Origin of the sequence: Streptomyces sp. NPDC058697 (assembly GCF_042715345.1) — a bacterium.
In the GTDB taxonomy this organism is placed as follows: domain Bacteria; phylum Actinomycetota; class Actinomycetes; order Streptomycetales; family Streptomycetaceae; genus Streptomyces; species Streptomyces liliifuscus.
On record NZ_JBHXSU010000001.1, the window covers coordinates 205,303 to 224,713 of the forward strand.

18 protein-coding genes are annotated in these 19,411 nt (G+C 69.6%); 8 read left to right on the forward strand and 10 right to left on the reverse strand.

Annotated elements, in window-relative coordinates; translation table 11 throughout:
* The first annotated feature begins 33 nt into the window (after nucleotides 1-33).
* Nucleotides 34-1,479, forward strand: a complete 1,446-nt coding sequence (locus ACFWXQ_RS00895) for a glyceraldehyde-3-phosphate dehydrogenase (protein ID WP_143641243.1) — start codon at nucleotides 34-36, stop codon at nucleotides 1,477-1,479.
* On the opposite strand, the gene ACFWXQ_RS00900 is transcribed toward ACFWXQ_RS00895, so the two are convergent.
* A complete protein-coding gene (locus ACFWXQ_RS00900) occupies nucleotides 1,458-1,952 on the reverse strand; it encodes a DUF6010 family protein (RefSeq protein WP_383954847.1) in 495 nt (164 codons plus the stop codon). The genes ACFWXQ_RS00895 and ACFWXQ_RS00900 overlap by 22 nt on opposite strands.
* A 268-nt stretch (nucleotides 1,953-2,220) precedes the next feature.
* On the opposite strand from ACFWXQ_RS00900, the gene ACFWXQ_RS00905 reads away from it, so the two are divergent.
* Nucleotides 2,221-2,715, forward strand: a complete 495-nt coding sequence (locus tag ACFWXQ_RS00905; RefSeq protein ID WP_383954849.1) for a lamin tail domain-containing protein — start codon at nucleotides 2,221-2,223, stop codon at nucleotides 2,713-2,715.
* Nucleotides 2,716-2,780: 65 nt separating this feature from the next.
* On the opposite strand, the gene ACFWXQ_RS00910 is transcribed toward ACFWXQ_RS00905, so the two are convergent.
* Nucleotides 2,781-3,635: an NAD(P)H-binding protein gene (locus ACFWXQ_RS00910; RefSeq protein ID WP_383954851.1), complete on the reverse strand. Its 855-nt coding sequence runs from the start codon at nucleotides 3,633-3,635 to the stop codon at nucleotides 2,781-2,783.
* Nucleotides 3,632-4,075: a nuclear transport factor 2 family protein gene (locus tag ACFWXQ_RS00915; RefSeq protein ID WP_383954853.1), complete on the reverse strand. Its 444-nt coding sequence runs from the start codon at nucleotides 4,073-4,075 to the stop codon at nucleotides 3,632-3,634. Before ACFWXQ_RS00915 ends, ACFWXQ_RS00910 begins: the two co-directional genes overlap by 4 nt.
* An 89-nt stretch (nucleotides 4,076-4,164) precedes the next feature.
* Between ACFWXQ_RS00915 and ACFWXQ_RS00920 the strand changes: the two genes are divergently transcribed.
* Entirely contained in the window at nucleotides 4,165-4,764 is a 600-nt protein-coding gene (locus ACFWXQ_RS00920) for a TetR/AcrR family transcriptional regulator (protein WP_383954855.1), read from the forward strand.
* A 108-nt stretch (nucleotides 4,765-4,872) separates the two neighbouring features.
* Here ACFWXQ_RS00920 and ACFWXQ_RS00925 read toward each other — a convergent pair whose 3' ends face one another.
* Together ACFWXQ_RS00925 and ACFWXQ_RS00930 are read right to left on the reverse strand one after the other, a co-directional pair.
* Nucleotides 4,873-6,945 carry a DUF1996 domain-containing protein gene (locus tag ACFWXQ_RS00925; RefSeq protein WP_383954857.1) on the reverse strand — a complete coding sequence of 691 codons (2,073 nt, stop codon included), beginning with the start codon at nucleotides 6,943-6,945 and terminating at the stop codon, nucleotides 4,873-4,875.
* Between the two features lie 307 nt (nucleotides 6,946-7,252).
* Nucleotides 7,253-8,116 carry a cytochrome P450 gene (locus tag ACFWXQ_RS00930; protein WP_386267234.1) on the reverse strand — a complete coding sequence of 288 codons (864 nt, stop codon included), beginning with the start codon at nucleotides 8,114-8,116 and terminating at the stop codon, nucleotides 7,253-7,255.
* Here ACFWXQ_RS00930 and ACFWXQ_RS00935 point away from each other — a divergent pair.
* On the forward strand, nucleotides 8,115-8,678 hold the full coding sequence (locus ACFWXQ_RS00935; protein ID WP_383943837.1) for a hypothetical protein: 564 nt from the start codon (nucleotides 8,115-8,117) through the stop codon (nucleotides 8,676-8,678). The two genes, ACFWXQ_RS00930 and ACFWXQ_RS00935, sit on opposite strands and share 2 nt — an antisense overlap.
* A 53-nt stretch (nucleotides 8,679-8,731) precedes the next feature.
* Here ACFWXQ_RS00935 and ACFWXQ_RS00940 read toward each other — a convergent pair whose 3' ends face one another.
* Nucleotides 8,732-8,974, reverse strand: coding sequence for a DUF6296 family protein (locus ACFWXQ_RS00940; RefSeq protein ID WP_200394105.1), 243 nt, complete (start codon nucleotides 8,972-8,974; stop codon nucleotides 8,732-8,734).
* Nucleotides 8,975-9,246: 272 nt separating this feature from the next.
* Between ACFWXQ_RS00940 and ACFWXQ_RS00945 the strand changes: the two genes are divergently transcribed.
* Entirely contained in the window at nucleotides 9,247-12,045 is a 2,799-nt protein-coding gene (locus ACFWXQ_RS00945) for a SpoIIE family protein phosphatase (protein WP_383943834.1), read from the forward strand.
* Between the two features lie 3 nt (nucleotides 12,046-12,048).
* On the opposite strand, the gene ACFWXQ_RS00950 is transcribed toward ACFWXQ_RS00945, so the two are convergent.
* Both ACFWXQ_RS00950 and ACFWXQ_RS00955 read right to left on the reverse strand, forming a co-directional pair.
* Nucleotides 12,049-13,704 carry an MFS transporter gene (locus ACFWXQ_RS00950; RefSeq protein ID WP_383943831.1) on the reverse strand — a complete coding sequence of 552 codons (1,656 nt, stop codon included), beginning with the start codon at nucleotides 13,702-13,704 and terminating at the stop codon, nucleotides 12,049-12,051.
* Between the two features lie 120 nt (nucleotides 13,705-13,824).
* Nucleotides 13,825-14,196 carry a helix-turn-helix transcriptional regulator gene (locus ACFWXQ_RS00955; RefSeq protein WP_383943828.1) on the reverse strand — a complete coding sequence of 124 codons (372 nt, stop codon included), beginning with the start codon at nucleotides 14,194-14,196 and terminating at the stop codon, nucleotides 13,825-13,827.
* A gap of 133 nt (nucleotides 14,197-14,329) precedes the next feature.
* On the opposite strand from ACFWXQ_RS00955, the gene ACFWXQ_RS00960 reads away from it, so the two are divergent.
* Nucleotides 14,330-15,136 (forward strand): anti-sigma factor antagonist, encoded by an 807-nt coding sequence (locus ACFWXQ_RS00960; protein ID WP_383943825.1) that lies wholly within the window; start codon nucleotides 14,330-14,332, stop codon nucleotides 15,134-15,136.
* A 116-nt stretch (nucleotides 15,137-15,252) separates the two neighbouring features.
* On the opposite strand, the gene ACFWXQ_RS00965 is transcribed toward ACFWXQ_RS00960, so the two are convergent.
* Nucleotides 15,253-16,023 carry a PaaX family transcriptional regulator C-terminal domain-containing protein gene (locus ACFWXQ_RS00965; protein ID WP_383943846.1) on the reverse strand — a complete coding sequence of 257 codons (771 nt, stop codon included), beginning with the start codon at nucleotides 16,021-16,023 and terminating at the stop codon, nucleotides 15,253-15,255.
* 160 nt (nucleotides 16,024-16,183) lie between these two features.
* Here ACFWXQ_RS00965 and ACFWXQ_RS00970 point away from each other — a divergent pair, with 160 nt between their 5' ends.
* Nucleotides 16,184-17,845, forward strand: a complete 1,662-nt coding sequence (locus ACFWXQ_RS00970; RefSeq protein WP_383943822.1) for an acyl-CoA dehydrogenase family protein — start codon at nucleotides 16,184-16,186, stop codon at nucleotides 17,843-17,845.
* Between the two features lie 22 nt (nucleotides 17,846-17,867).
* Here ACFWXQ_RS00970 and ACFWXQ_RS00975 read toward each other — a convergent pair whose 3' ends face one another.
* Complete coding sequence (locus ACFWXQ_RS00975; RefSeq protein WP_383943819.1) at nucleotides 17,868-18,245, reverse strand: winged helix-turn-helix transcriptional regulator; 378 nt, start codon at nucleotides 18,243-18,245, stop codon at nucleotides 17,868-17,870.
* 183 nt (nucleotides 18,246-18,428) lie between these two features.
* Here ACFWXQ_RS00975 and ACFWXQ_RS00980 point away from each other — a divergent pair, with 183 nt between their 5' ends.
* Complete coding sequence (locus ACFWXQ_RS00980; protein ID WP_383943816.1) at nucleotides 18,429-19,280, forward strand: NAD(P)-dependent oxidoreductase; 852 nt, start codon at nucleotides 18,429-18,431, stop codon at nucleotides 19,278-19,280.
* Nucleotides 19,281-19,411 lie beyond the last annotated feature (131 nt).

Genomic DNA, 19,411 nt, shown 5'->3' on the forward strand with positions numbered 1-19,411 from the left:
ATATGAGCACCGCCTAGCTCGAAAGATAAACCTGTGACTGTCAATGACGACTCGTTCACCAACTGGAAGACCCGCGAGGAGATCGCGGAGTCGATGATCCCGCTCATCGGGAAGCTGCACCGGGAGCGGGACGTCACGGTCCTGCTGCACAGCCGCTCCCTGGTGAACAAGTCGGTGGTCAGCATCCTCAAGACCCACCGATTCGCCCGGCAGATAGCTGGCGAGGAGCTCTCGGTCACCGAGACGCTGCCGTTCCTGGAGACCCTCACCGAACTCGATCTCGGGCCTTCGCAGATCGACCTCGGCATGCTCGCGGCGACGTACAAGGCCGACGACCGCGGTCTGTCGGTGCGCGAGTTCACCGCCGAGTCCGTCGCCGGCGCCACGGGCGCCAACAAGATCGAGCGCCGCGAGCCGCGCGATGTCGTGCTCTACGGCTTCGGCCGCATCGGCCGTCTCGTGGCCCGGCTGCTCATCGAGAAGACCGGCTCCGGGAACGGCCTGCGCCTGCGCGCGGTCGTTGTCCGCCGGGGCGGCGAGCAGGACATCGTGAAGCGCGCCTCGCTGCTGCGCCGCGACTCCATCCACGGCCAGTTCCAGGGCACGATCACCGTCGACGAGGCGAACAGCACGATCATCGCCAACGGCAACGAGATCAAGGTGATCTACGCGAGCGACCCGTCGGAGGTCGACTACACGGCGTACGGCATCAGGGACGCCATCCTCATCGACAACACCGGCAAGTGGCGCGACCGCGAGGGCCTGTCGGGGCACCTGCGCCCGGGTATCGACAAGGTCGTCCTGACCGCGCCCGGCAAGGGCGATGTCCCGAACATCGTGCACGGCGTCAACCACGACACGATCAAGCCGGACGAGCAGATCCTGTCCTGCGCCTCCTGCACCACCAACGCGATCGTCCCGCCACTGAAGGCGATGGCGGACGAGTACGGCGTGGTGCGCGGCCATGTGGAGACCGTCCACTCGTTCACCAACGACCAGAACCTGCTGGACAATTACCACAAGGCCGACCGCCGCGGCCGCTCCGCGCCGCTCAACATGGTCATCACCGAGACGGGTGCCGCCTCCGCCGTCGCCAAGGCGCTGCCCGACCTCAAGGCGCCGATCACGGGCAGTTCGATCCGGGTGCCCGTGCCGGACGTCTCGATCGCGATCCTCAGCCTGCGGCTCGGGCGCGAGACCACCCGCGACGAGGTCCTCGACTATCTCCGCAATGTGTCGCTGACCTCACCGCTCAAGCGCCAGATCGACTTCACCAGCGCCCCGGACGCGGTCTCCAACGACTTCATCGGCTCGCGCCACGCCTCGATCGTCGACGCCGGCGCCACCAAGGTCGACGGCGACAACGCGATCCTCTACCTCTGGTACGACAACGAGTTCGGCTACTCGTGCCAGGTCATCCGAGTCGTCCAGCACGTCTCCGGGGTGGAGTATCCGACCTACCCGGCCCCGGCGGTCTGATCCCGCGGCACCGCCCGTCCCGGCTGCCCTGCACGCGAGTGCGGGTCGGCCGGGACGTTCGCGTCGTGGTCCCGGGTCTTCCCGGACCGCACCTTCCGCAGGAGTTCACGCGGTGACAGGCCTCCCATGAAGCACCACAGCGCGATGACGGGGTCGCAGATCGCGCAGCCCAGCGACGAGTCGTGGGCGAAGGGGATGAGGGGGTTGCCCTTGACGTGGTGGACGACGTCCCACGCGGTGTGCAGCAGCCAGCCGACACCGATGAACGTCCACGAGTCCAGGCCGCGGTACGCGACATAGGCCACGACCGCCGTGAACGCGAACTCCCAGCCGCCCATCCCGCCGCCGCTGAGGTACGCGGCACCCGCCCCCGCGACCATGATGGCGTTGAAGCGCCTCCGGTGCGGTTCGCGGATGAGGGACATCAGCAGCGCGTAGACGACGCCGATGACGATCGGCAGGAAGTACTGCATGCCTGTGCTCTTTCCTGGAGTGTGAACGTGCCGCCGGACGTACGCGGGACGGTTCATCACGCTAGGAGCGCGGGCATTCACCCCACAGGGGCATTGGCGACAGGTTTCAACGGATTTCCGCCCTGGACGGGGCGCTCGGCCCAGCCCTGACCTTTCGGGCCACTATCACGTTTTCATGACGGAAGACGCAATAACTCCCAACCAGACACACTTCGTTCACGGCATGGCTAGGCTCCAGTGCCTCATAGCGATCTGGAGGGGGATTCCCATGCGAAAGCACCCTGTCATAGCCGTGTCCTTCACAGCCGGTGCGCTGGCGGTTCTCGTTGCCGCCCCGGCCCAGGCGGCCGAGTACACATCGGCGTTGAAGGTCCGGGGCGTCCAGTACGACGCACCCGGCAGCGACTCCAACAGATGCACCACCGGCAACACGCACCAGGAATACCTGACCATCAAGAACTACTCGTCCTCGGCGACTGTCAATCTCAAGGGCTATGTCGTCAAGGACAAGACCGGCAACCGTTTCGCCTTCACCGCGAACCACTATGTCCAGCCCGGTGACTTTGTGAAGTTGCGCGGCGGCAACGGCAACGACTCCGATGCCAACAACGTCGTCTACCGCGACAACTGCAACTTCATGTGGAACAACGACGCCGACACCATCTACCTCTACAAGCCCTCCGGCAGCCGTGCGGACGTGCACAGCTACACGAAGAGGGACAACGACCGGGACGGCAACGGCTACATCGGCTACCACGGCTGACAGCACGCGGTTCGTCGGGCGCCGGGCCGACCCGGTGTCCGGCGAACACAGGTGCGTACCGTCCCCTACGAGGGGACCGGATCCTTCAACTCGCGTTCGGCGACCGCGCGGAAGCCGTTCGGCGGGCGGCCGGTGAGGAGCTGGACCGTGCCAGTGGTGCGGTCCTCGGCTCCATCGGCGATGGCGCGGTCCATGTCGGCCAGCAGCGTGGCGAACTCCAGCGGCATGAACGCCGCGAGCCGGTCGCGCAGTTGTTCATGGGTCAGCCGATGGTGGACCACGGGTCGACCGGTGACCTCCGTGACAATCGCGGCGATGTCGTCGTAGCTGAGCGCCTCCGGCCCGGTCAGGACCAGATCGGCGTTGGGGGCGCGGTCGTCGGTGAGGGCGCGCACGGCGACGGCGGCGATGTCGTCGGCGTCCACGAAGCCGACACGGCCGGCGCCTGCCGCGGTGAGGATGGCACCGGCCTCGCGAATGGTTTCAGCGTGGGCGTGCGCGCCGGTGAAGTTCTGCATGAACCACGAGGGCCGCAGCACCGCCCACTCGTCGAACAGACCGGGCAGGGCCTGATGAACCATTCCCACCGCCGGTCCGCCCTCGGATATGGCCGAGGAACTGAGGAGCACCGCGCGGCGCACCCCGGCGGCGCGGGCCTGCCGCAGGAAGGGCAGCATGACCGAGGCCGGGTCGGAGTCGCCCAGGGGCGGGATGAGATAGACGCGGTCGACTCCTTCGAGGGCGTCGGCGTGGGTCCCGGGATCGCCCCAGTCGAAGCGGACCGGTTCCGCGCCGGGCACCGGGGTCGCGCGACGACTGGCGGCCTTCACCCGGTGGCCGGCGGCGATCAGTCGCGCGGCGGCACGGCTACCGGTCGTGCCGGTGGCACCGATGACCAGAGTGGTGCCGGTGATGCTCATCGGGTGCCGCTCGCGGTGAAGTCGACGCCGGGTTCCTGAACGACGAGCGGGTTCCAGTAGTCGCGGTAGGAGGAGATGAGGCCGTCCCGGACGGTCACGACGGCGATGTAGGTCATGTCGTAGGGACTGTCGGTCTCCACGAGGCGGCCCACGGCGCGCATCTCCACCACGATGACGTCCGACTCAGTGGTCCGGTGAATCCGCAGGTCGGGGAAGTCGTGCAGGTCGATGTGGTCGGGATAGTGGCGCATGTAGGCGGCGATGGCCTCCTTGCCCTCCAGCCGCCCGGGCCAGCCCTGGGGCGCGAAGGGGAATTCGATGACGCCGTCCTCGGCCCACAGGTCGACCCAGGCGGCGATGTCCTTGTCCAGCAGCAGCCGCAGGCTGTGGCGGTACAGCTCTTCCGGTGAGGTGTCTGCCAGTGAGGTGTTCGCGGGCATGCGTTTCTCCGTCCAGTACGATACGGACCACCGGTCCGTTTCAATTGACGATACGGACCCTGGGTCCGCTTTGCAACTGGAGGAGCAGCATGACCGAGCGCAGACCACGCAAGGACGCGGCCCGTAACCGGGCTGCCGTACTCGCGGCCGCCGACACGCTCTTCACCAAGTGCGAGAGCCCCGACGACGTCACCATGGCCGACATCGCGACGGCGGCCGGCGTGGGCAAGGGGACGCTCTTCCGGGCCTTCGGCGACCGCACCGGACTGATCCGGGCGCTGTACGCGACGCGACTCGAACCGGTCAGGAGTGCGGTCGAGGAGGGCCCACCGCCGCTGGGGCCCGACGCTCCGCCGCTCGATCGCGTACCCGCCCTGCTCGACGCGCTCCTGTGCTTCAAGCTCGACAACCGCCATCTCGCCCTGGCCCTGGAGGCGACCGGCAGCGACAGCCCCTACCAGGCGGAGCACTACGAGCGTTGGCACAGCCTGCTCCGGTGCGCGCTGGAGCAGATTCCCGGCCTCACCAACAGCGGCTTCACCGCGCACGCCCTGCTCGCCACGGTCCGGGCCGACCTCGTCGAGCATCTGGCCGGTCAGAAGGGCGTAGCCCGGGATGAAATGCGGAAGCAGCTGGCGAGCTTCATCGCCGAGGTTCTCGGCACGGGTCCGGACGAGGTGTCGCGGTAGCCGTCGCGCACACAAGTGAGGAGCCGGCCGGGTTTCCCCGGCCGGCTCCTCGATACCGCTACTGCGCTACGGCGTTACCCAGCTCTGTCTCGTTGTGGCGCTACCGCGTCACGTCTGCCTGCTGTTGATACGGCGGAGCAGTACGAACCCTGCGAGCAGGAGGAGCGCTCCGGCCGCGGCCGGCCACAACTGCGTCCCGGTGTCGGCGAGTCCGCCCGAGGTCGCCTGCGGTTCGAGCACCGAGGCGCCCGACGGTTCGGGGCCCGGTACGGCGCCGCCGAGGTCGTTGTCGTCGCCACCCGTCGCCGCGGCCGCGTCGCTCTGGACGGCCGACGGGGACGATTCGGTCTTGGGCACCGCTTCACCGCTGCCCTTGTCCTCGCCGTCGGCGGGGTCGGGGGCCTGCGTGCTGTCGGTGGAGGGCTTCTGCGTGTTCTCGGCGCCGTTGTCGGCCGGCTCCTCGTCCTGGTTGTTCCCACCGGACGGGGCGGTGGCCGTGGGCGACGGCGTGTTCTCGCCACCGTTGCCGTTGTCGCCGCCGTTCCCGTTGCCGTTGTCCGCGGGGTCGTCGTCCCCGTTGTTCCCGCCGGGCGGGTTCTCGGGCGTCGGCGACGGAGAGTTGCCCGGCTCCTCGCCCGCGCCGCCACCGGCGCCGTCACCCGCACCGTCGGCGGCGTCGCACTTCCGGCCTCCGTTGATGCAGTCCACCATCTCCCCCATCAGGTCCTCGTCGAAGACGTTGATGAAGTCGCCGTGGTCGGTGACCGGCTTGTGCAGCTGCTCCGGGAAGGAGTCGACCGCGAACAGCGGGGTCGTCTTGCCGCCGTCGTTCAGGCTGGGCGCGTCGATGTCGTAGACGATCCGCTGGACGAGCTGCGGGATGGCCTTGAAGCCGTTCCCGCAGACGCCGTTGGCGTCGGCGAAGGCCACGTGGGTGCGGTGGTTGGCGCTGTCGATGTTGTTGCCGTCCCAGCAGCTCTGGAACTTGAAGGTGCGGACCACGTCACTGCCCTGGGGGCAGAGCGGGTACTTGTCCTTCAGCTGCCGGTCCTCGAACCCGGTGCAGCTCCATGAGGCGTTGGCGTTGGCGGTGCCGTTCACGAACGCCTTGGCGTCACCGGTGATGATGCGCAGCAGCTTCGGCATCTCGGTGACCTTGCTCTGCGGGTTGCCCACGAAGGTCATGGTCACCTGCTTGGGCGTGACGATCTCACCGGCGTTGCCCTCGATGCCGCCGCCGGGCGAACCCGCGTCCTGCTCCTGGGCGCCGTTCTGCAGACGGATCACGGGCCAGAAGTACGAGGACTTGTCGTCCTTGTTCTCGCAGGACGTGTCGCCGTTGGCCAGGTCCTGGTCGCTCGCGAAGGCGTTGTTGTCCTGGTTGCCGACGTAGTCGTGGAAGTGGTGGGCGCCGTTGGTGACACCGGGGGCCACGATCACGTTGTCGGAATTGAACAGGCCGTTCGCGTTCACACCGCAGGAGGTGCTGAAGGTGCCGCGGGAGGCGTTGCCCTGCTTGCGCGGGCTCTGCACGTTGGGCTGGACCGACTTGATGTCCACGAAGTCGGCGGCCACAGGTCCGTTGCCGGCCTGGCCGCCGTTGCCGCCCTGCTGACCGCCCTGCTCGTCGCCCTGGCCCTGGCCGTTGTCCTGGTTCTGGCCGTTGTCCTGGCCTTCGCCCTGGTTCTGACCGTCCTGGCCCTGACCGTCCTGGTCGGCGCCGTCCTGCTGGTCTTCGCCGCCCTGGTCGCCGTTCTGTCCGTCGCCACCCTGTTCGCCCTGGTTGCCCGAGGCGCGAAGTATGCAGGCCGCGAAGGACTCAAGGCCCTGCGGTCGGTCTCCCACCCGGTCGACGGCTATCGCGATCCGCTCGATGGTCGCGGCTCGCTTCTCCTTCAGCGGGTTCATGATCGAGTTCTCGGCGAAGGCACCGTCCTGCTGGATGGCCTGCGTCGACTGCTGCAACCGCTGGTAGGCCTCGGCGATCTGCTTGTCGAGGAGGGCAAGTTCCTTGTCGACCTCGGCCTTCGCCTCGTCCGGCACCGCCGTCAGCTGGCTGCCCACGTCCGGGCAGTCGATCGTGGCGGCGCCCGAGGCCAGGACCTGACCGGCCTGGCTCTGACCACTCTCGGAGGCCGTCGCGTAGACGTTCGCCGCTACCAGCCCACCTCCCCCCAGCATCAGCGCGACCGCCCCAATGGTCGCGCGTCGTGCGCCTGTTGGGCGTCTGCGCGTGTTGCGTCCCAAGGATCTACTCCTACGCTTCTGTTGGCCGGAGCCGGCATGGCAATCCCCCGCCCTATACGGAGGGGAGGCCCCGAGTGTTCAAACGTCCCGCGGATTCATAGAAACCTCTCATGAACCAGCCCACCCGAGGGCGCCATACGGCTTCTTGCTCCTCGTCCGCGTACGCCCTCCTCGTCCGGCAGGTGTACACGGCCGGACAATGTGACGGAGAGATACGGGCGCCTCCGAAGTGACGAGGACCTTACCCCAGAGAGGGGCAGCGAGCGCGCGGCGCGTCTGTGCCGCCTTCGTCGCCACGGAGCGGGCACCGACCCGAAAACACCTTGCGGCGCCCGGCAGACAGGCCTGCCGGGCGCCGCATGGTCGTGTTGTCGATGAGGAATTGCCACCGCGTACGCACTGGTGGCGGCCGAGGTCCGGCGACAGCGGTCCGGTTACTGCCGGTAACCAGCAAGGGCCGGCCCGCCGACGGCCACCAGTGCAAGGGAAGTTCGCGGGCACCCCTGATCAACAGCCCCCACATCCACGGCAGTTCGGTCCCGTCGGCGTCCAGCCTCAGGTCCGGGCAGCGCTCCAGGAGGCCGCGGATCGCGATGTGGCCCTCCAGCCGGGCCGGCGGGGCGCCCAGGCAGTAGTGCAGGCCGTGGCCGAAGGCGATGTGGCCGCGGAAGTCCCGGCGGATGTCGAACCGGTCGGCCTGCCGGAAGCGCTCCGGATCACGGTCGGCACCGGCCATGGCGATCAGGACGGTGGAGCCGGCCGGGATGGCCACCCCGCCCATCTCGACGTCCTCCAGCGCCAGTCGGTCCGCGTTGACGATCTGGCCGATGTTCCCGCACGGAGTTCGGCGTGGACGGGAGAGGGGTCGCGGGTGAAGTACCCACCGAGTCGCTGCAGATCGACAACAGGCCCTGCTGACATGCCGTTTCCCCCTGATGATCCGTTGAAAGCACGCCAACCGGGACTCGGCACGGGACCAACGGTTCTTTCGGCCAGGCGCGTCGCGCCATGTGACGTACGCCGTCGCCCGTGCCGTACATGACATGCTGGGCCACTGCCCGATCACCCGCCGCCACCCACCCCGGAACCCGTGAGCCGAGTGCATGAGAACCGCCCGTGTCGTGACCGACGTCCTTCAGTCCCGCAATGTCCTGGTCGGCGGAATGACCGGGATCGGGGCCGCCGCCGCGGGTGACTGGACCGGCGTTCCGTGGGGCCTGCTCGGCGCCCTGTGCGCGGGGATCGTGCCGGCCGCGTACATCCAGTGGGAGCGCGGGCGCGGCACCTGGGGCGACCGGCACGTGGTGGACCGTACACAGCGGGCGCCGATCTTCTTCGTGATCCTCGGCTCCCTCGGGCTCGGGACCCTGGTCATGCTTCTCGGCGGGGCGCCCACGGGGATCCTGGTCGCGATGCTCGGCCTGTGGGTCACGACGGTCGTGCTGCTCGCCGTGAACACGGCGTGGAAGATCAGCGTGGACTCCGCCGTCGCCTCCGGGGTCGTGGCGATGCTCGCCGCCACGCACACCGTGTGGTGGCTCGCCGCGTACGTCCTCGTGGTCGGAGTGTGCTGGTCACGGGTCGCGCTCGGCTACCACTCCACCGCGCAGACGGTGGCCGGCGCCTCTCTCGGCGCCAGCAGCGCCGCCGCTTTGCTCCTCGTCTAACACTCGCCCAGGACCCAAAAGCAGGAACCTCCTGGGGGGTTCCCTGAACTCTCCTAGGGCTGCCGGAGCGGTTCGGCGGAGGGCGGAAGGGGCGACTGGTAGCCGCCGCTGGCCAGCATCCGCACCTCCCCCGCCGGGCTGATCTCGGCACGGAGGATGCCGGTGGGATCGCAGTAGACCGGGTTCCCGCCCGGTCCCAGGGTGTCGGTCCTTTCGACGACCACCTTGTCCGTGGTCGCGCCGACGCCCGATCCCTCATGGGTGAAGGTCAGCCGGTACCGGTCCGGGGTGTGCATGACGGCCTCCCGCACTTGAGGAACAAATGCGCGCAAATGGAACCCCTCTCCATGATGCGGCGAGATCGTGCCCACGGCAGCATCGGACGGCCCGCGATCATCGGCACCGGACAGCGGTCACCACGTACCGCCCCACCTGCCTGAGCCGGGCCGCCCCACGGACCTGAGGCCCTCCTTCCGCCATTGGTCTGGGCCACTCGGCCCGGGCCGTCGGCCCCTCCCGGGGCACGACCCTCTCGCCTCATGGCGCCCGGCAGTGTAGACATGGGCTTATGGTGCGACTCTTGGGTCGATCCTGGGCTCGGTCGACCCCCCGCCTCAATGGCCTGCGTGCGCGGCGCAGGCGTGACCGGCCTCGCCGAGCGCATGCGCGGCGGGCACGGCAGACGCCGCGCCATCCAGTCGATCCTCGGGGGGCCCACGACGGCGGGCACGGGCCCTCGGCGGGGCTGAGGTCGGCGCTGGGCGGGCGCAGTGTCGCGGGCCAGGTGTTCGTCCTGCAAGTGGTGATCGTGCTGCTGCTGGTCGTGGCCGCGGTGGTGGCCCTGGTGCTGCAGGTGCGGCACGACAGCACCCAGGAGGCCACGAACCGTTCCCTGGCCGTCGCGGAGACCTTCGCCAACGCTCCCGGCACCCGCGACGCCCTGAGTGCCTCCGATCCCACCGCGGTGCTTCAGCCGCGGGCCGAGGCGGCCCGTGAGCAGTCCAAGGTGGACTTCATCGTGGTGATGAACACCGACGGGGTCCGCTACACCCACCCCAAGCCCGACCGGATCGGCAAGAAGTTCGTCGGGACCCTCGAACCGGCCCTGGAGGGCCGCTCCTTCACCGAGGAGATCACGGGAACCATCGGGCCGCTGGTGCAGGCCGTGGTTCCCGTCAAGTCGGACGACGGCGAGGTCGTGGGCCTGGTGTCGGCGGGCATCACGACCGAGAACGTCGGCGGTGTCGCGGACCGGCAGCTCCCGCTCCTGCTGACCGCCGCGGCCGCGGCACTCGCCCTGGCCCTGGGCGGGACAGCACTGGTGAGCCGACGGCTGCTGCGCCAGACACACGGGCTCGGCCCGTTCGAGATGACCCGGATGTACGAGCACCACGACGCGGTGCTGCACGCGGTCCGCGAAGGCGTGATGATCGCCAGCGGCGAGGGGCGGCTGCTGCTCGCCAACGACGAGGCGCACCGGCTGCTGGATCTTCCCCGGGACGCCGAGGGACGGCATGTGCTGGAACTCGGCCTCGACACGGACACGGCCGGTCTGCTGGCCTCGGGGCGCGTCGTGACGGACGAGGTGCATCTGGTCGGCGACCGGCTGCTGGCGATCAACCAGCGGCCCACAGACCTCAAGGGCGGCCCGGCCGGCAGCGTCGCGACACTCCGCGACTCCACCGAGCTGCGCGCCCTGTCCGGAAAGGCCGAAGTGGCCCGGGAGCACCTCAAGCTCCTGTACGACGCCGGGGTGGGCATCGGTACGGGCCTGGACGTGACCCGTACCGCCGAGGAACTGGCCGAGGTGGCGGTGCCTCGGTTCGCGGACTACGTCACCGTGGACCTGGCCGACGCCGTGCTGAGCGGCGAGGAGCCGGAGGCGGGCACCGATCTGCGCCGTACGGCGTTCAGCGGTATCCGCAAGGACGCTCCTCTCTATCCGGTGGGCGAGCGGATCCGGTTCGTGGCGTCCACGCCGCAGGCCCGCAGCATCGGCACCGGCCAGGCCGTGGTCGAGCCCAGCCTCCGGGAGGCTCCGGGATGGCTCGCGCAGGATCTGGAGCGCACCGCGCAGGTCGTGGAGTACGGGATCCACTCGCTGATCATCGTTCCGGTGCGGGTCGGACACCTGGTGATGGGCGTGGTCAACTTCTGGCGCTCGGAGAAGCCCGAGCCGTTCGACGAGGAGGAGCTGGCCCTCGCCGAGGAGCTGGTCGCCCGTGCCGCGGTCTCCATCGACAACGCGCGCCGCTACACGCGCGAGCACACCATGGCCGTGACGCTGCAGCGCAGTCTGCTGCCCCGCAATCTGCCCGAGCAGAGCGCCCTGGACATCGCCTACCGCTATTTGCCCGCGCAGGCGGGGGTGGGCGGCGACTGGTTCGACGTACTGCCGCTGTCCGGTGCCCGGGTAGCGGTCGTCGTGGGCGATGTCGTCGGCCACGGGCTGCACGCCGCGGCGACGATGGGGCGGCTGCGGACCGCCGTGCACAACTTCTCCGCGCTCGACCTGGCGCCCGACGAGCTGCTCGGACTCCTCGACGAGCTGGTCGGCCGCATCGACCAGGACGAGGCCGCCGAGGACAGCGGTGCCGCGATCACCGGCGCCACCTGTCTGTACGCCGTCTACGACCCGACCTCCCGCAAATGCACCGTCGCCCGGGCGGGCCATCCACCGCCGGCCGTCGTCAGCCCCGACGGCAGCGTGGAGTTCCCCGAGGTGCCCGCGGGTCCGCCGCTCGGTCTCGGCGGTCTCCCGTTCGAGACGGCCGAACTGACGCTGGAGGAGGGCAGTCGTCTGGTTCTCTACACGGACGGGCTCGTCGAGGACCGGGAGCGGGACATCGACGTCGGCCTCGAACTGCTGCGTACCGCGCTGGCCGGCGCCGACCGGTCGCCCGGGGACATCTGCCAGGGCGTCCTCAACGCCCTCCTCCCCGACCGGCCCGGCGACGACATCGCCCTGATCGTCGCCGGCACCCGTGCCCTGGGAGCCGACCGCATCGCCGAGTGGCAGGTGCCGTCCGACCCGGCCGCCGTCGGCGAGGTGCGCGCGTCGGTCACCCGGCAGCTCACGGAGTGGGGGCTGGACGACCTGGCGTTCGCCACCGAGCTGATGCTCAGCGAGCTGGTCACCAACGCGATCCGGTACGGCACCGGTCCCATCCAGGTCCGCATGCTGCGCGACCGCAGCCTGATCTGCGAGGTCTTCGACGGCAGCAACACCTCACCGCATCTGCGGTACGCGGCCAGCACGGACGAGGGCGGTCGCGGCCTGTTCCTGGTCGCCCAGCTCTCCGAACGCTGGGGCACGCGCTACACCCCGGCAGGAAAGGTCATCTGGACCGAACAGCCGCTGCCCTGAGGCTCAGCCGTGCGGGGGAGGATCCTCGCGGGACTCCGACGGGTCCGAAGGCGGCCTGCTCGCGTCGGCCTGGCTCTCCTGTACGTCCCCGGCCTGCGGAACGTCCCCTGACGCCACGGGCGCCATGGCACCGTTTCCCTGGAGGCGCTCCAGGTCGTCGGGGCGTACCTGAATGACGATCAGGGCGACCAGGGCGCCCACGACGGCGATGATCGCCGCGACGATGAACGCGCTCGAAATGCCCGAGGTCAGCACCTGGTCGCTCCAGGGTGGCGGGAGTTCCCCGGTTCTGCGGAACTCGAGGCGCTGGGCCGGGGTCGCCTCCGCCATGAAGTCGCGGACCTGATCGGTGGCTTCGTTGCGGCTGGCCGTGCCGAAGACGGTCACCAGCACCGACAGGCCGAGCGAACCGCCCACCTGTTGGGTGGCGTTGAGGATCCCGGAGGCCGCGCCCGCGTCCTGCGACTCCACTCCCGACACGGCCATCAGCGTCAGGGCCACGAAGTTGAGACCCATACCGAAGCCGAAGACCAGCATGGGACCTAGGATGCTGCCCGCGTAGGTGCTGTCGACGTCGGTCAGGGTCAGCCAGCCCAGTCCGATGGCGGACAGGACCGCGCCGACCGTCATGAAGGGCTTGGGCCCCCACCTGGGCAGCAGCTGCGAGGCGCACCCCGCGCCGATGGCGATGATCGCGCTCACCGGCAGGAAGGCGAGACCGGCCTCCAGCGGGCTGAAGCCCAGGATGTTCTGCACGAAGAGCGTCAGGAAGAAGAACATCCCGAACATCGCCGCGGCCAGGCTGAGCATGATCGCGTAGACGCCTGCCCGGTTGCGGTCGCGGAACATCCACAGGGGCGTGATGGGCTGCTTCGACCGGCGCTCGACGGCGATGAACGCGGCGAGGAGCACGACCGCCGCCGCGAAGGCCGCCAGGGTCAGACCGTCGCTCCAGCCGTCCTCCGAGGCGCGGATGAAGCCGTAGACGAGCATCACCATGCCGGCGGTGGAGGTGAGCGCGCCGAGGATGTCGAAGTGGCCCGGATGGCGCTCGGACTCCCGGATGTAGCGGGGCGTCGCCAGCACGATCAGCAGGCCGATGGGCACGTTGACGAAGAGGACCCAGCGCCAGTCGAGCCACTCCACGAGCAGTCCGCCCGCCAGCAGGCCGATCGCGCTGCCGCCGGCCGAGACCGCGGCGAACACGCCGAACGCCCTGTTCCGCTCGGGCCCTTCCTCGAACGTCGTGGTGATCAGCGAGAGGGCCGTCGGGGACGCGATGGCGCCGCCGACGCCCTGCAGCGCGCGCGCCGCGAGCAACTGCCAGGACTCCTGCGAGAGTCCGCCGAGCAGGGAGGCGAGCACGAAGAGCAGGACGCCGAACATGAAGACGCGGCGACGGCCGAGGATGTCGCCCAACCGCCCGCCGAGCAGGAGCAGACCGCCGAAGGTCAGCGTGTAGGCGTTGATCACCCAGGACAGGCTCTCGGTAGAGAAGCCGAGCGAGCTCTGGATGTGCGGGAGAGCGATGTTCACGATGGTGATGTCGAGGACCACCATCAGCTGGCAGGAGGCGATGACGAGAAGTGCGATCCCCCTGCCTCGGCCCCGCTCCGGGGACTTGGCAGATTCCGAGGGTGTCGTCTGAGCGCCCGTCATGGCATGTGTCCTGCGTGTACGACGACGTGAAGGTCGACGTTCGCTGTACCGACGGTAGTCCTGAGCGCCCGGCCTCACCAGTCGATCTTGGGGTGGTCCGGGTGGCCCTGGCGCCACTCGTCACTCGTCGGCGGTGGAACCCTGCTCGGAGACGGATGCCGTCTGCAGCTGCTGAGATCCGGTGCCGCGCTCGGCGTCGTGCTGCGCCAGTGCGGAGAGGAGACCCGCGACCGGCAGCCCGCCGTCGGCCGGGTGGCGCAGGATGGTCCCCGGCTCGATGTGGTACTCGTTCGTTCGCCCCTGCCTGGTGTGGGTGAGATAACCACCCTGTTCCAGATCGGCGATGATCTTCTGCACGGCCCGTTCCGTGAGCCGGCAGCGTGCGGCGATGTCCCGGATGCGGGTGTTCTGATCGTCGGCGATGGCAGCCAGTACGCGGGCGTGGTTGGTGAGAAAGGTCCAGCCGGAATGTGTCTCAGGTACTCCACCCATGCGCCACAGCATAGGACCTGCCATTCACGCGTTCAAAAGCACGAAAGAATTTTCATGTATCGCTTGACGTGTGACGCTCGGGAGCTGAGCCTGGGGGAGTTGAAGACGGCCGGATGCCTCAGGAGCGGCTGCCATGCGAGACACCGCACTTTCCTCGCAGTTCGAGAGCGGGTACGAGCCCGTCGGCGCGGCATCAGCCATCGCGGCGGAGGAGCGTCCGTCGGCGTCCCTCAAGATCGAGGCACACCGAGTCGGCGCGCGTACGGCCGTCGTGATCGCCGGTGAGATCGACCTCGACGGCGAACAGCAACTGAAGCGGGAGCTGCGTCGAGCCCTCGCCGAGTCCGTCACCGGCGTGGATCTCGATCTGAGCGGAGTCGAGTTCTGCGACTGCTCCGGTCTCAACGTCCTGCTGCGCGTGCGTCGGCGTGCGCTGAAGGACGCCAAGACCGTCGTCATCCGGGCCGCCGACCCGGTGGTCGAGCGGCTGCTCGCCGTCACCGGAACGTCGTCGCTGTTCGCGCCCGCACTCACGCCCACGTACGCGCCCACCGGTGAGGCCGCCAGGGCCGTGGCCCTTCCGGGCCAGGACGCGCGCCCCGACAGGAAACAACGTCCCACGGAGGAGGACGCGTTGCCCGACGATGCCGAGCGGGACCTGCGCGCGGAAGTCGTCCAGCTCAAGCGCGCCATGCAGACCCGGCCGGTCATCGACCTGGCCCGCGGAGTCCTGATGGCATCCTTCGGCCTGAGCCCGGAGAACGCCTGGAACGTCCTGGTGGCGGTCTCCCAGAACACCAACACCAAGCTCCACCACCTGGCCGAGGACATGGTGGGCGCCGTCCAGGGCGAGCCCCTCCCGGAACCACTGCGGCAGCAACTGGCGGCAGCGGTCGCCGAACTGACCGCTCCCGAGGAAACCCCGGAATCAGAGCCGTGAACGGCGGTGGGGCCCGGGCCCCACCTCAACCGCGGCACCGCCTCAGCCCTCCGACGGCACCAGGGGATCCGCCCGGGCCGGCGCCTCGGACAACGGCTCCCCCGACCTGGCCGCCATCAGTCGAGACCTTCCGTGGACGTCGGTTCCCGGTGGAGCGCCTCCGTCACCTCTCGTTGGTAGTCGGTGTAAGCGGCGCGCAGGGCCGGTGCCGGCCAGGGGGTGGGGAGGAGGTCGTCCGGGAGGACGGGGTCGGTGACCAGGTGGCGGACCATGGCCGCGAAGGTGGCGAAGCGGTCGGCCGGGTGGGTCAGTCGGGCCACGTGGGCCAGTAGCGCGGCCGCGGTGTGGGCCCAGTCGTCGAGCGGCCACAGGGTCGCGGCCAGGGCGCGGCCGGGCTGTTCGGGGCGTGCGGTGAAGCGTTGGGTGAACTCCGTGAGGTGGGTCGGCCAGGGGCGTCGCAGGTTGGCCGGGCGGAGCCAGACGCCCTCGCGCAGTTCCGCCAGTCGCAGGCGGGACAACTCGGCGCGCAGTTCGGCCCGTTCGGCCGGTCCGCGGCCGGTCGCGGTGACGACGACGGTTTCCCACGAGCCGTCCCAGGCCCTGGTCCTCGGGTGGATCGCGTCGTCCTGGCGGCGCTGGCGCTCCAGGAGCCGTTCACTGAGCCGGTAGACCCCGTCGGCGCGGTCCAGGTCGCCCGCCGTCACCATCCTGCTGAGCGCGGCCCGCAGCGTGGACCCGGCGATACCGAAGGGTTCGACGCTGAGGACCAGGTCCCGCACCGGAAGCTCCGGCGGATGCACGCCGAGCAGCAGGCTCAGGACGACCGACCGCGCGGAGAGTGGGCGCAGTTCGACGTCGGCCGACGACTGGGTGGCGTTCATCCGCATGGACTGCATGGACCGCATTGTGCCCGGTCAGGCGAGACGGGACGCGGGCACGGCTGCGCAACGTAGGAATTCAGCACCGCCCGCGTAGGCGGGAAGCGCACTCCAGGAATGCCGTGTTACGTCATTGCTGCAGCCGCAGGGATAGTGCAACACTGGCCGTATGGTCCCGATACTCGCGCCCGAGCAGTCCGCCACGCACGACGTCACCAACCAGGCCCCGCCCCTCACTCCGTACGACGCCTCCGACGACGCGGCCCTGCTGGAGGGGCTGCGCCGCGAGGGCGCCAGCTGGGCCGAGGAGGATGTACGGCGTCTTGGTCGCGTGGCCGGCGGTGAAGAGGCCCAGCTGTGGGGCGAGCAGGCCAACCGCCACGAGCCGGAGCTACGGACGCACGACCGCTACGGCAACCGGATCGACGAGGTCGACTTCCACCCGAGCTGGCACCGGCTGATGGGAGTGGCGGTGGCCGAGGGCCTGGGCGCCTCGCCCTGGGCGGACGACAGGTCCGGCGCCCATGTCGCCCGGACCGCCGCCGGACTGGTGTGGGGGCACACCGAGGCCGGACACGGCTGCCCCACCTCGATGACGTACGCCGCCGTACCCGCTCTGCGGCGGCAGCCCGAGCTGGCCGCGGTCTACGAACCCCTGCTGGTCAGCCGGGTCTACGATCCGGGCCTGCGCGTCCCGGGCGAGAAGCGCGGGCTGCTCGCGGGCATGGGGATGACTGAGAAGCAGGGCGGCTCGGACGTCCGTACCAACACGACGGTGGCCGCGCCGACGGCCGAGCCGGGCGTGTTCACGCTGCGCGGCCACAAGTGGTTCACGTCGGCGCCGATGTGCGATGTGTTCCTCGTCCTCGCCCAGGCGCCCGGCGGCCTGTCCTGCTTCCTCGTGCCGCGGATCCTGCCGGACGGCACCCGGAACACGTTCCGTATCCAGCGGCTGAAGGACAAGCTCGGCAACCGTTCCAACGCCTCCTCGGAGCCGGAGTTCGACAACACCGTCGCCTGGCTGGTGGGCCCCGAGGGGCAGGGCGTGAAGACGATCATCGAGATGGTCAACTGCACGCGTCTGGACTGCGTGATGATGAGCGCGACGCTCATGCGCAAGACGCTGGTGGAGGCGGGCCACCACACGAAGCACCGCGGCGCCTTCGGGGCGCTGCTGATCGACCAGCCCCTCATGCGCAACGTACTGGCCGATCTGGCGCTGGAGTCCGAGGCCGCCACGACGCTCACCCTGCGGCTCGCGGGAGCGGCCGACCGCTCGATCCGTGGCGACGCGCAGGAGTCGGCGTTCCGCCGGATCGCCACCGCCGTCGGCAAGTACTGGGTGACCAAGCGCGGCCCGGCCTTCACCGCCGAGGCCCTGGAGTGTCTCGGCGGCAACGGCTACGTGGAGGAGTCGGGTATGCCCCGCCACTACCGCGAAGCGCCCCTGCTCTCCATCTGGGAGGGGTCTGGCAACGTCAACGCCCTCGACGTCCTGCGCGCCCTCGGCCGGGCACCCGACACCGCGGAGGCACTGTTCGCCGAGCTCGCCCTGGCGCACGGGGCCGACGCCCGGCTCGACGCGGCCGTGCTCCGGCTCAAGGACCAGCTGTCCGACCCTGGCGGTGCTGAGACGGGCGCCCGTCGGCTGGTCGAGCTGATGGCGCTGGTCCTGCAAGGCTCGCTGCTGGTCCGGCACGCCCCGGCCGCCGTCGCCGACGCCTTCTGCGCGACCCGCCTCGGCGGCGACTGGGGACACGCCTTCGGCACGCTCCCCGCCTCGGCCGATCTGGACGCGATCCTCAACCGGGCCCTGCCGGAAGCCGGTTGAGCCTGCCCGGCAGTACAGGTGTCTAGCTCTGAGGGGTCCCCGCCGCGTCGACGGGGACCTTCTCGGCGCCGATCCGCCGGATGCGTTCGGTGCCCCAGGCCCCGAGGGAGGCCAGGGCGGCGTTGAGTGAGACGCCGTGCTCCGTCAGGGAGTACTCGACCTTCGGCGGCACCTCTCGGTACACCTCACGATGGACGAGCCCGTCCTCCTCCATCTCCCGCAGATGCTGAATCAGCATCTTCTCGCTGACGCCCGGCAGTCCGCGGCGCAGCTCGGCGAACCGGCGGACCCCGTAGTGGTTCAGCTCCCAGAGGATCAGCGACTTCCACTTGCCGGCGACGACGTCCATGGCCGCGTCGATGCCGCAGAAATAGGGACCACGCCGTGCCGAAGTCGCCATCCGTCCCCCCCAGAACCAAGACCCAAGAGCCCAAGAACCCAAAGGTACTTACCAACAGGTGAGTACCCGACTAATTAGTCCGTACTGGTCAACCCTACCGGCCGTGGAGAGGATCGAACCGAACCACAAACACGAGGGGAAGCGCCGGAAATGACGACCGACAACAGCGAAAACAGTGTCCGGGTGAGTGTTCTCGGGCTGGGTGCGATGGGCACCGCTCTCGCGGGTGCTCTGGTGAAGGCCGGACACGCTACCACGTGCTGGAACCGCTCTCCGGGGAAGGCGGACGAACTCGTCGCGCAGGGCGCGGAGTTGGCCGCCACAGCCCGGGACGCGATCCTGGGCAGCCGACTGGTGATCGCGTGTCTCTTGGACCACGCGTCGGTCCATGAGGTGCTCGATCCGATCTCCGCCGAACTTGCCGGACGAACCGTGGTCAACGTGACCACGACGTCACCGGCGCAGTCACGGGAGTTGGCGGAGTGGGCCGCCCAGGCAGGGGTCGCGTATCTGGACGGCGGAATCATGGCCGTGCCGGACATGATCGGCCGGCCCGGGGCCTCGATCCTCTACAGCGGATCGGCCGAGGTCTTCGACGAGTACAAGCCGCTGCTCGAACTGTGGGGTACCGCCAGCTACTTCGGTGAGGACGCCGGGCTGGCGTCCCTCTACGACCTCGCCCTGCTCGCCGGCATGTACGTCATGTTCGCCGGATTCATGCACGGCGCCGCCATGGTCGCCCCGGTCGGCATGACGGCGGGCGAGTTCGCCGCGCTCGCCGCGCCCTGGCTGACGGCCATGACCGGCGGCTTCCAGGGGTTCGCCGAGGTCATCGACGGCGGGGACTACACCGTGGCGGGGCAGCAGAGCCTCGCGTTCTCCGACCTCGGTGACCTGGTGGCCGCCAGTGCGGACCAGGGCATCAGCACCGAGGTGGTCGACATGGTCCAGCGACTCGTCCGGCGCCAGATCGACGCCGGCCACGGAGAGGAGGGCTTCGCCCGGATCATCGAAAGCATCAGGCAACCGGCCTGAGCCGAGCGTGCCGGACGCCAGGCCCGGGCGCCAGGGGCCGAACGCGCGGGACACGAGGGACGCCAGGGGCCGGACAGGGGACTTCACCGGCCAGACCTGCTGCCGCTGGAGTCCCGCCCGCCTACAGTGGT

Excerpts from the sequence above, each read along its gene's own strand:
- ACFWXQ_RS00970 (WP_383943822.1), top strand. The coding sequence starts at position 16,184 with ATGGTCCCGATACTCGCGCCCGAGCAGTCCGCCACGCACGACGTCACC.
- ACFWXQ_RS00960 (WP_383943825.1), top strand. The coding sequence starts at position 14,330 with ATGCGAGACACCGCACTTTCCTCGCAGTTCGAGAGCGGGTACGAGCCC.
- ACFWXQ_RS00935 (WP_383943837.1), top strand. The coding sequence starts at position 8,115 with ATGAGAACCGCCCGTGTCGTGACCGACGTCCTTCAGTCCCGCAATGTC.
- ACFWXQ_RS00950 (WP_383943831.1), bottom strand. The coding sequence starts at position 13,704 with ATGACGGGCGCTCAGACGACACCCTCGGAATCTGCCAAGTCCCCGGAG.
- ACFWXQ_RS00965 (WP_383943846.1), bottom strand. The coding sequence starts at position 16,023 with ATGCGGATGAACGCCACCCAGTCGTCGGCCGACGTCGAACTGCGCCCA.
- ACFWXQ_RS00940 (WP_200394105.1), bottom strand. The coding sequence starts at position 8,974 with ATGCACACCCCGGACCGGTACCGGCTGACCTTCACCCATGAGGGATCG.
- ACFWXQ_RS00945 (WP_383943834.1), top strand. The coding sequence starts at position 9,247 with ATGGTGCGACTCTTGGGTCGATCCTGGGCTCGGTCGACCCCCCGCCTC.
- ACFWXQ_RS00910 (WP_383954851.1), bottom strand. The coding sequence starts at position 3,635 with ATGAGCATCACCGGCACCACTCTGGTCATCGGTGCCACCGGCACGACC.
- ACFWXQ_RS00920 (WP_383954855.1), top strand. The coding sequence starts at position 4,165 with ATGACCGAGCGCAGACCACGCAAGGACGCGGCCCGTAACCGGGCTGCC.
- ACFWXQ_RS00905 (WP_383954849.1), top strand. The coding sequence starts at position 2,221 with ATGCGAAAGCACCCTGTCATAGCCGTGTCCTTCACAGCCGGTGCGCTG.
- ACFWXQ_RS00955 (WP_383943828.1), bottom strand. The coding sequence starts at position 14,196 with ATGGGTGGAGTACCTGAGACACATTCCGGCTGGACCTTTCTCACCAAC.
- ACFWXQ_RS00900 (WP_383954847.1), bottom strand. The coding sequence starts at position 1,952 with ATGCAGTACTTCCTGCCGATCGTCATCGGCGTCGTCTACGCGCTGCTG.
- ACFWXQ_RS00930 (WP_386267234.1), bottom strand. The coding sequence starts at position 8,116 with ATGCACTCGGCTCACGGGTTCCGGGGTGGGTGGCGGCGGGTGATCGGG.
- ACFWXQ_RS00925 (WP_383954857.1), bottom strand. The coding sequence starts at position 6,945 with ATGCTGGGGGGAGGTGGGCTGGTAGCGGCGAACGTCTACGCGACGGCC.
- ACFWXQ_RS00975 (WP_383943819.1), bottom strand. The coding sequence starts at position 18,245 with ATGGCGACTTCGGCACGGCGTGGTCCCTATTTCTGCGGCATCGACGCG.
- ACFWXQ_RS00915 (WP_383954853.1), bottom strand. The coding sequence starts at position 4,075 with ATGCCCGCGAACACCTCACTGGCAGACACCTCACCGGAAGAGCTGTAC.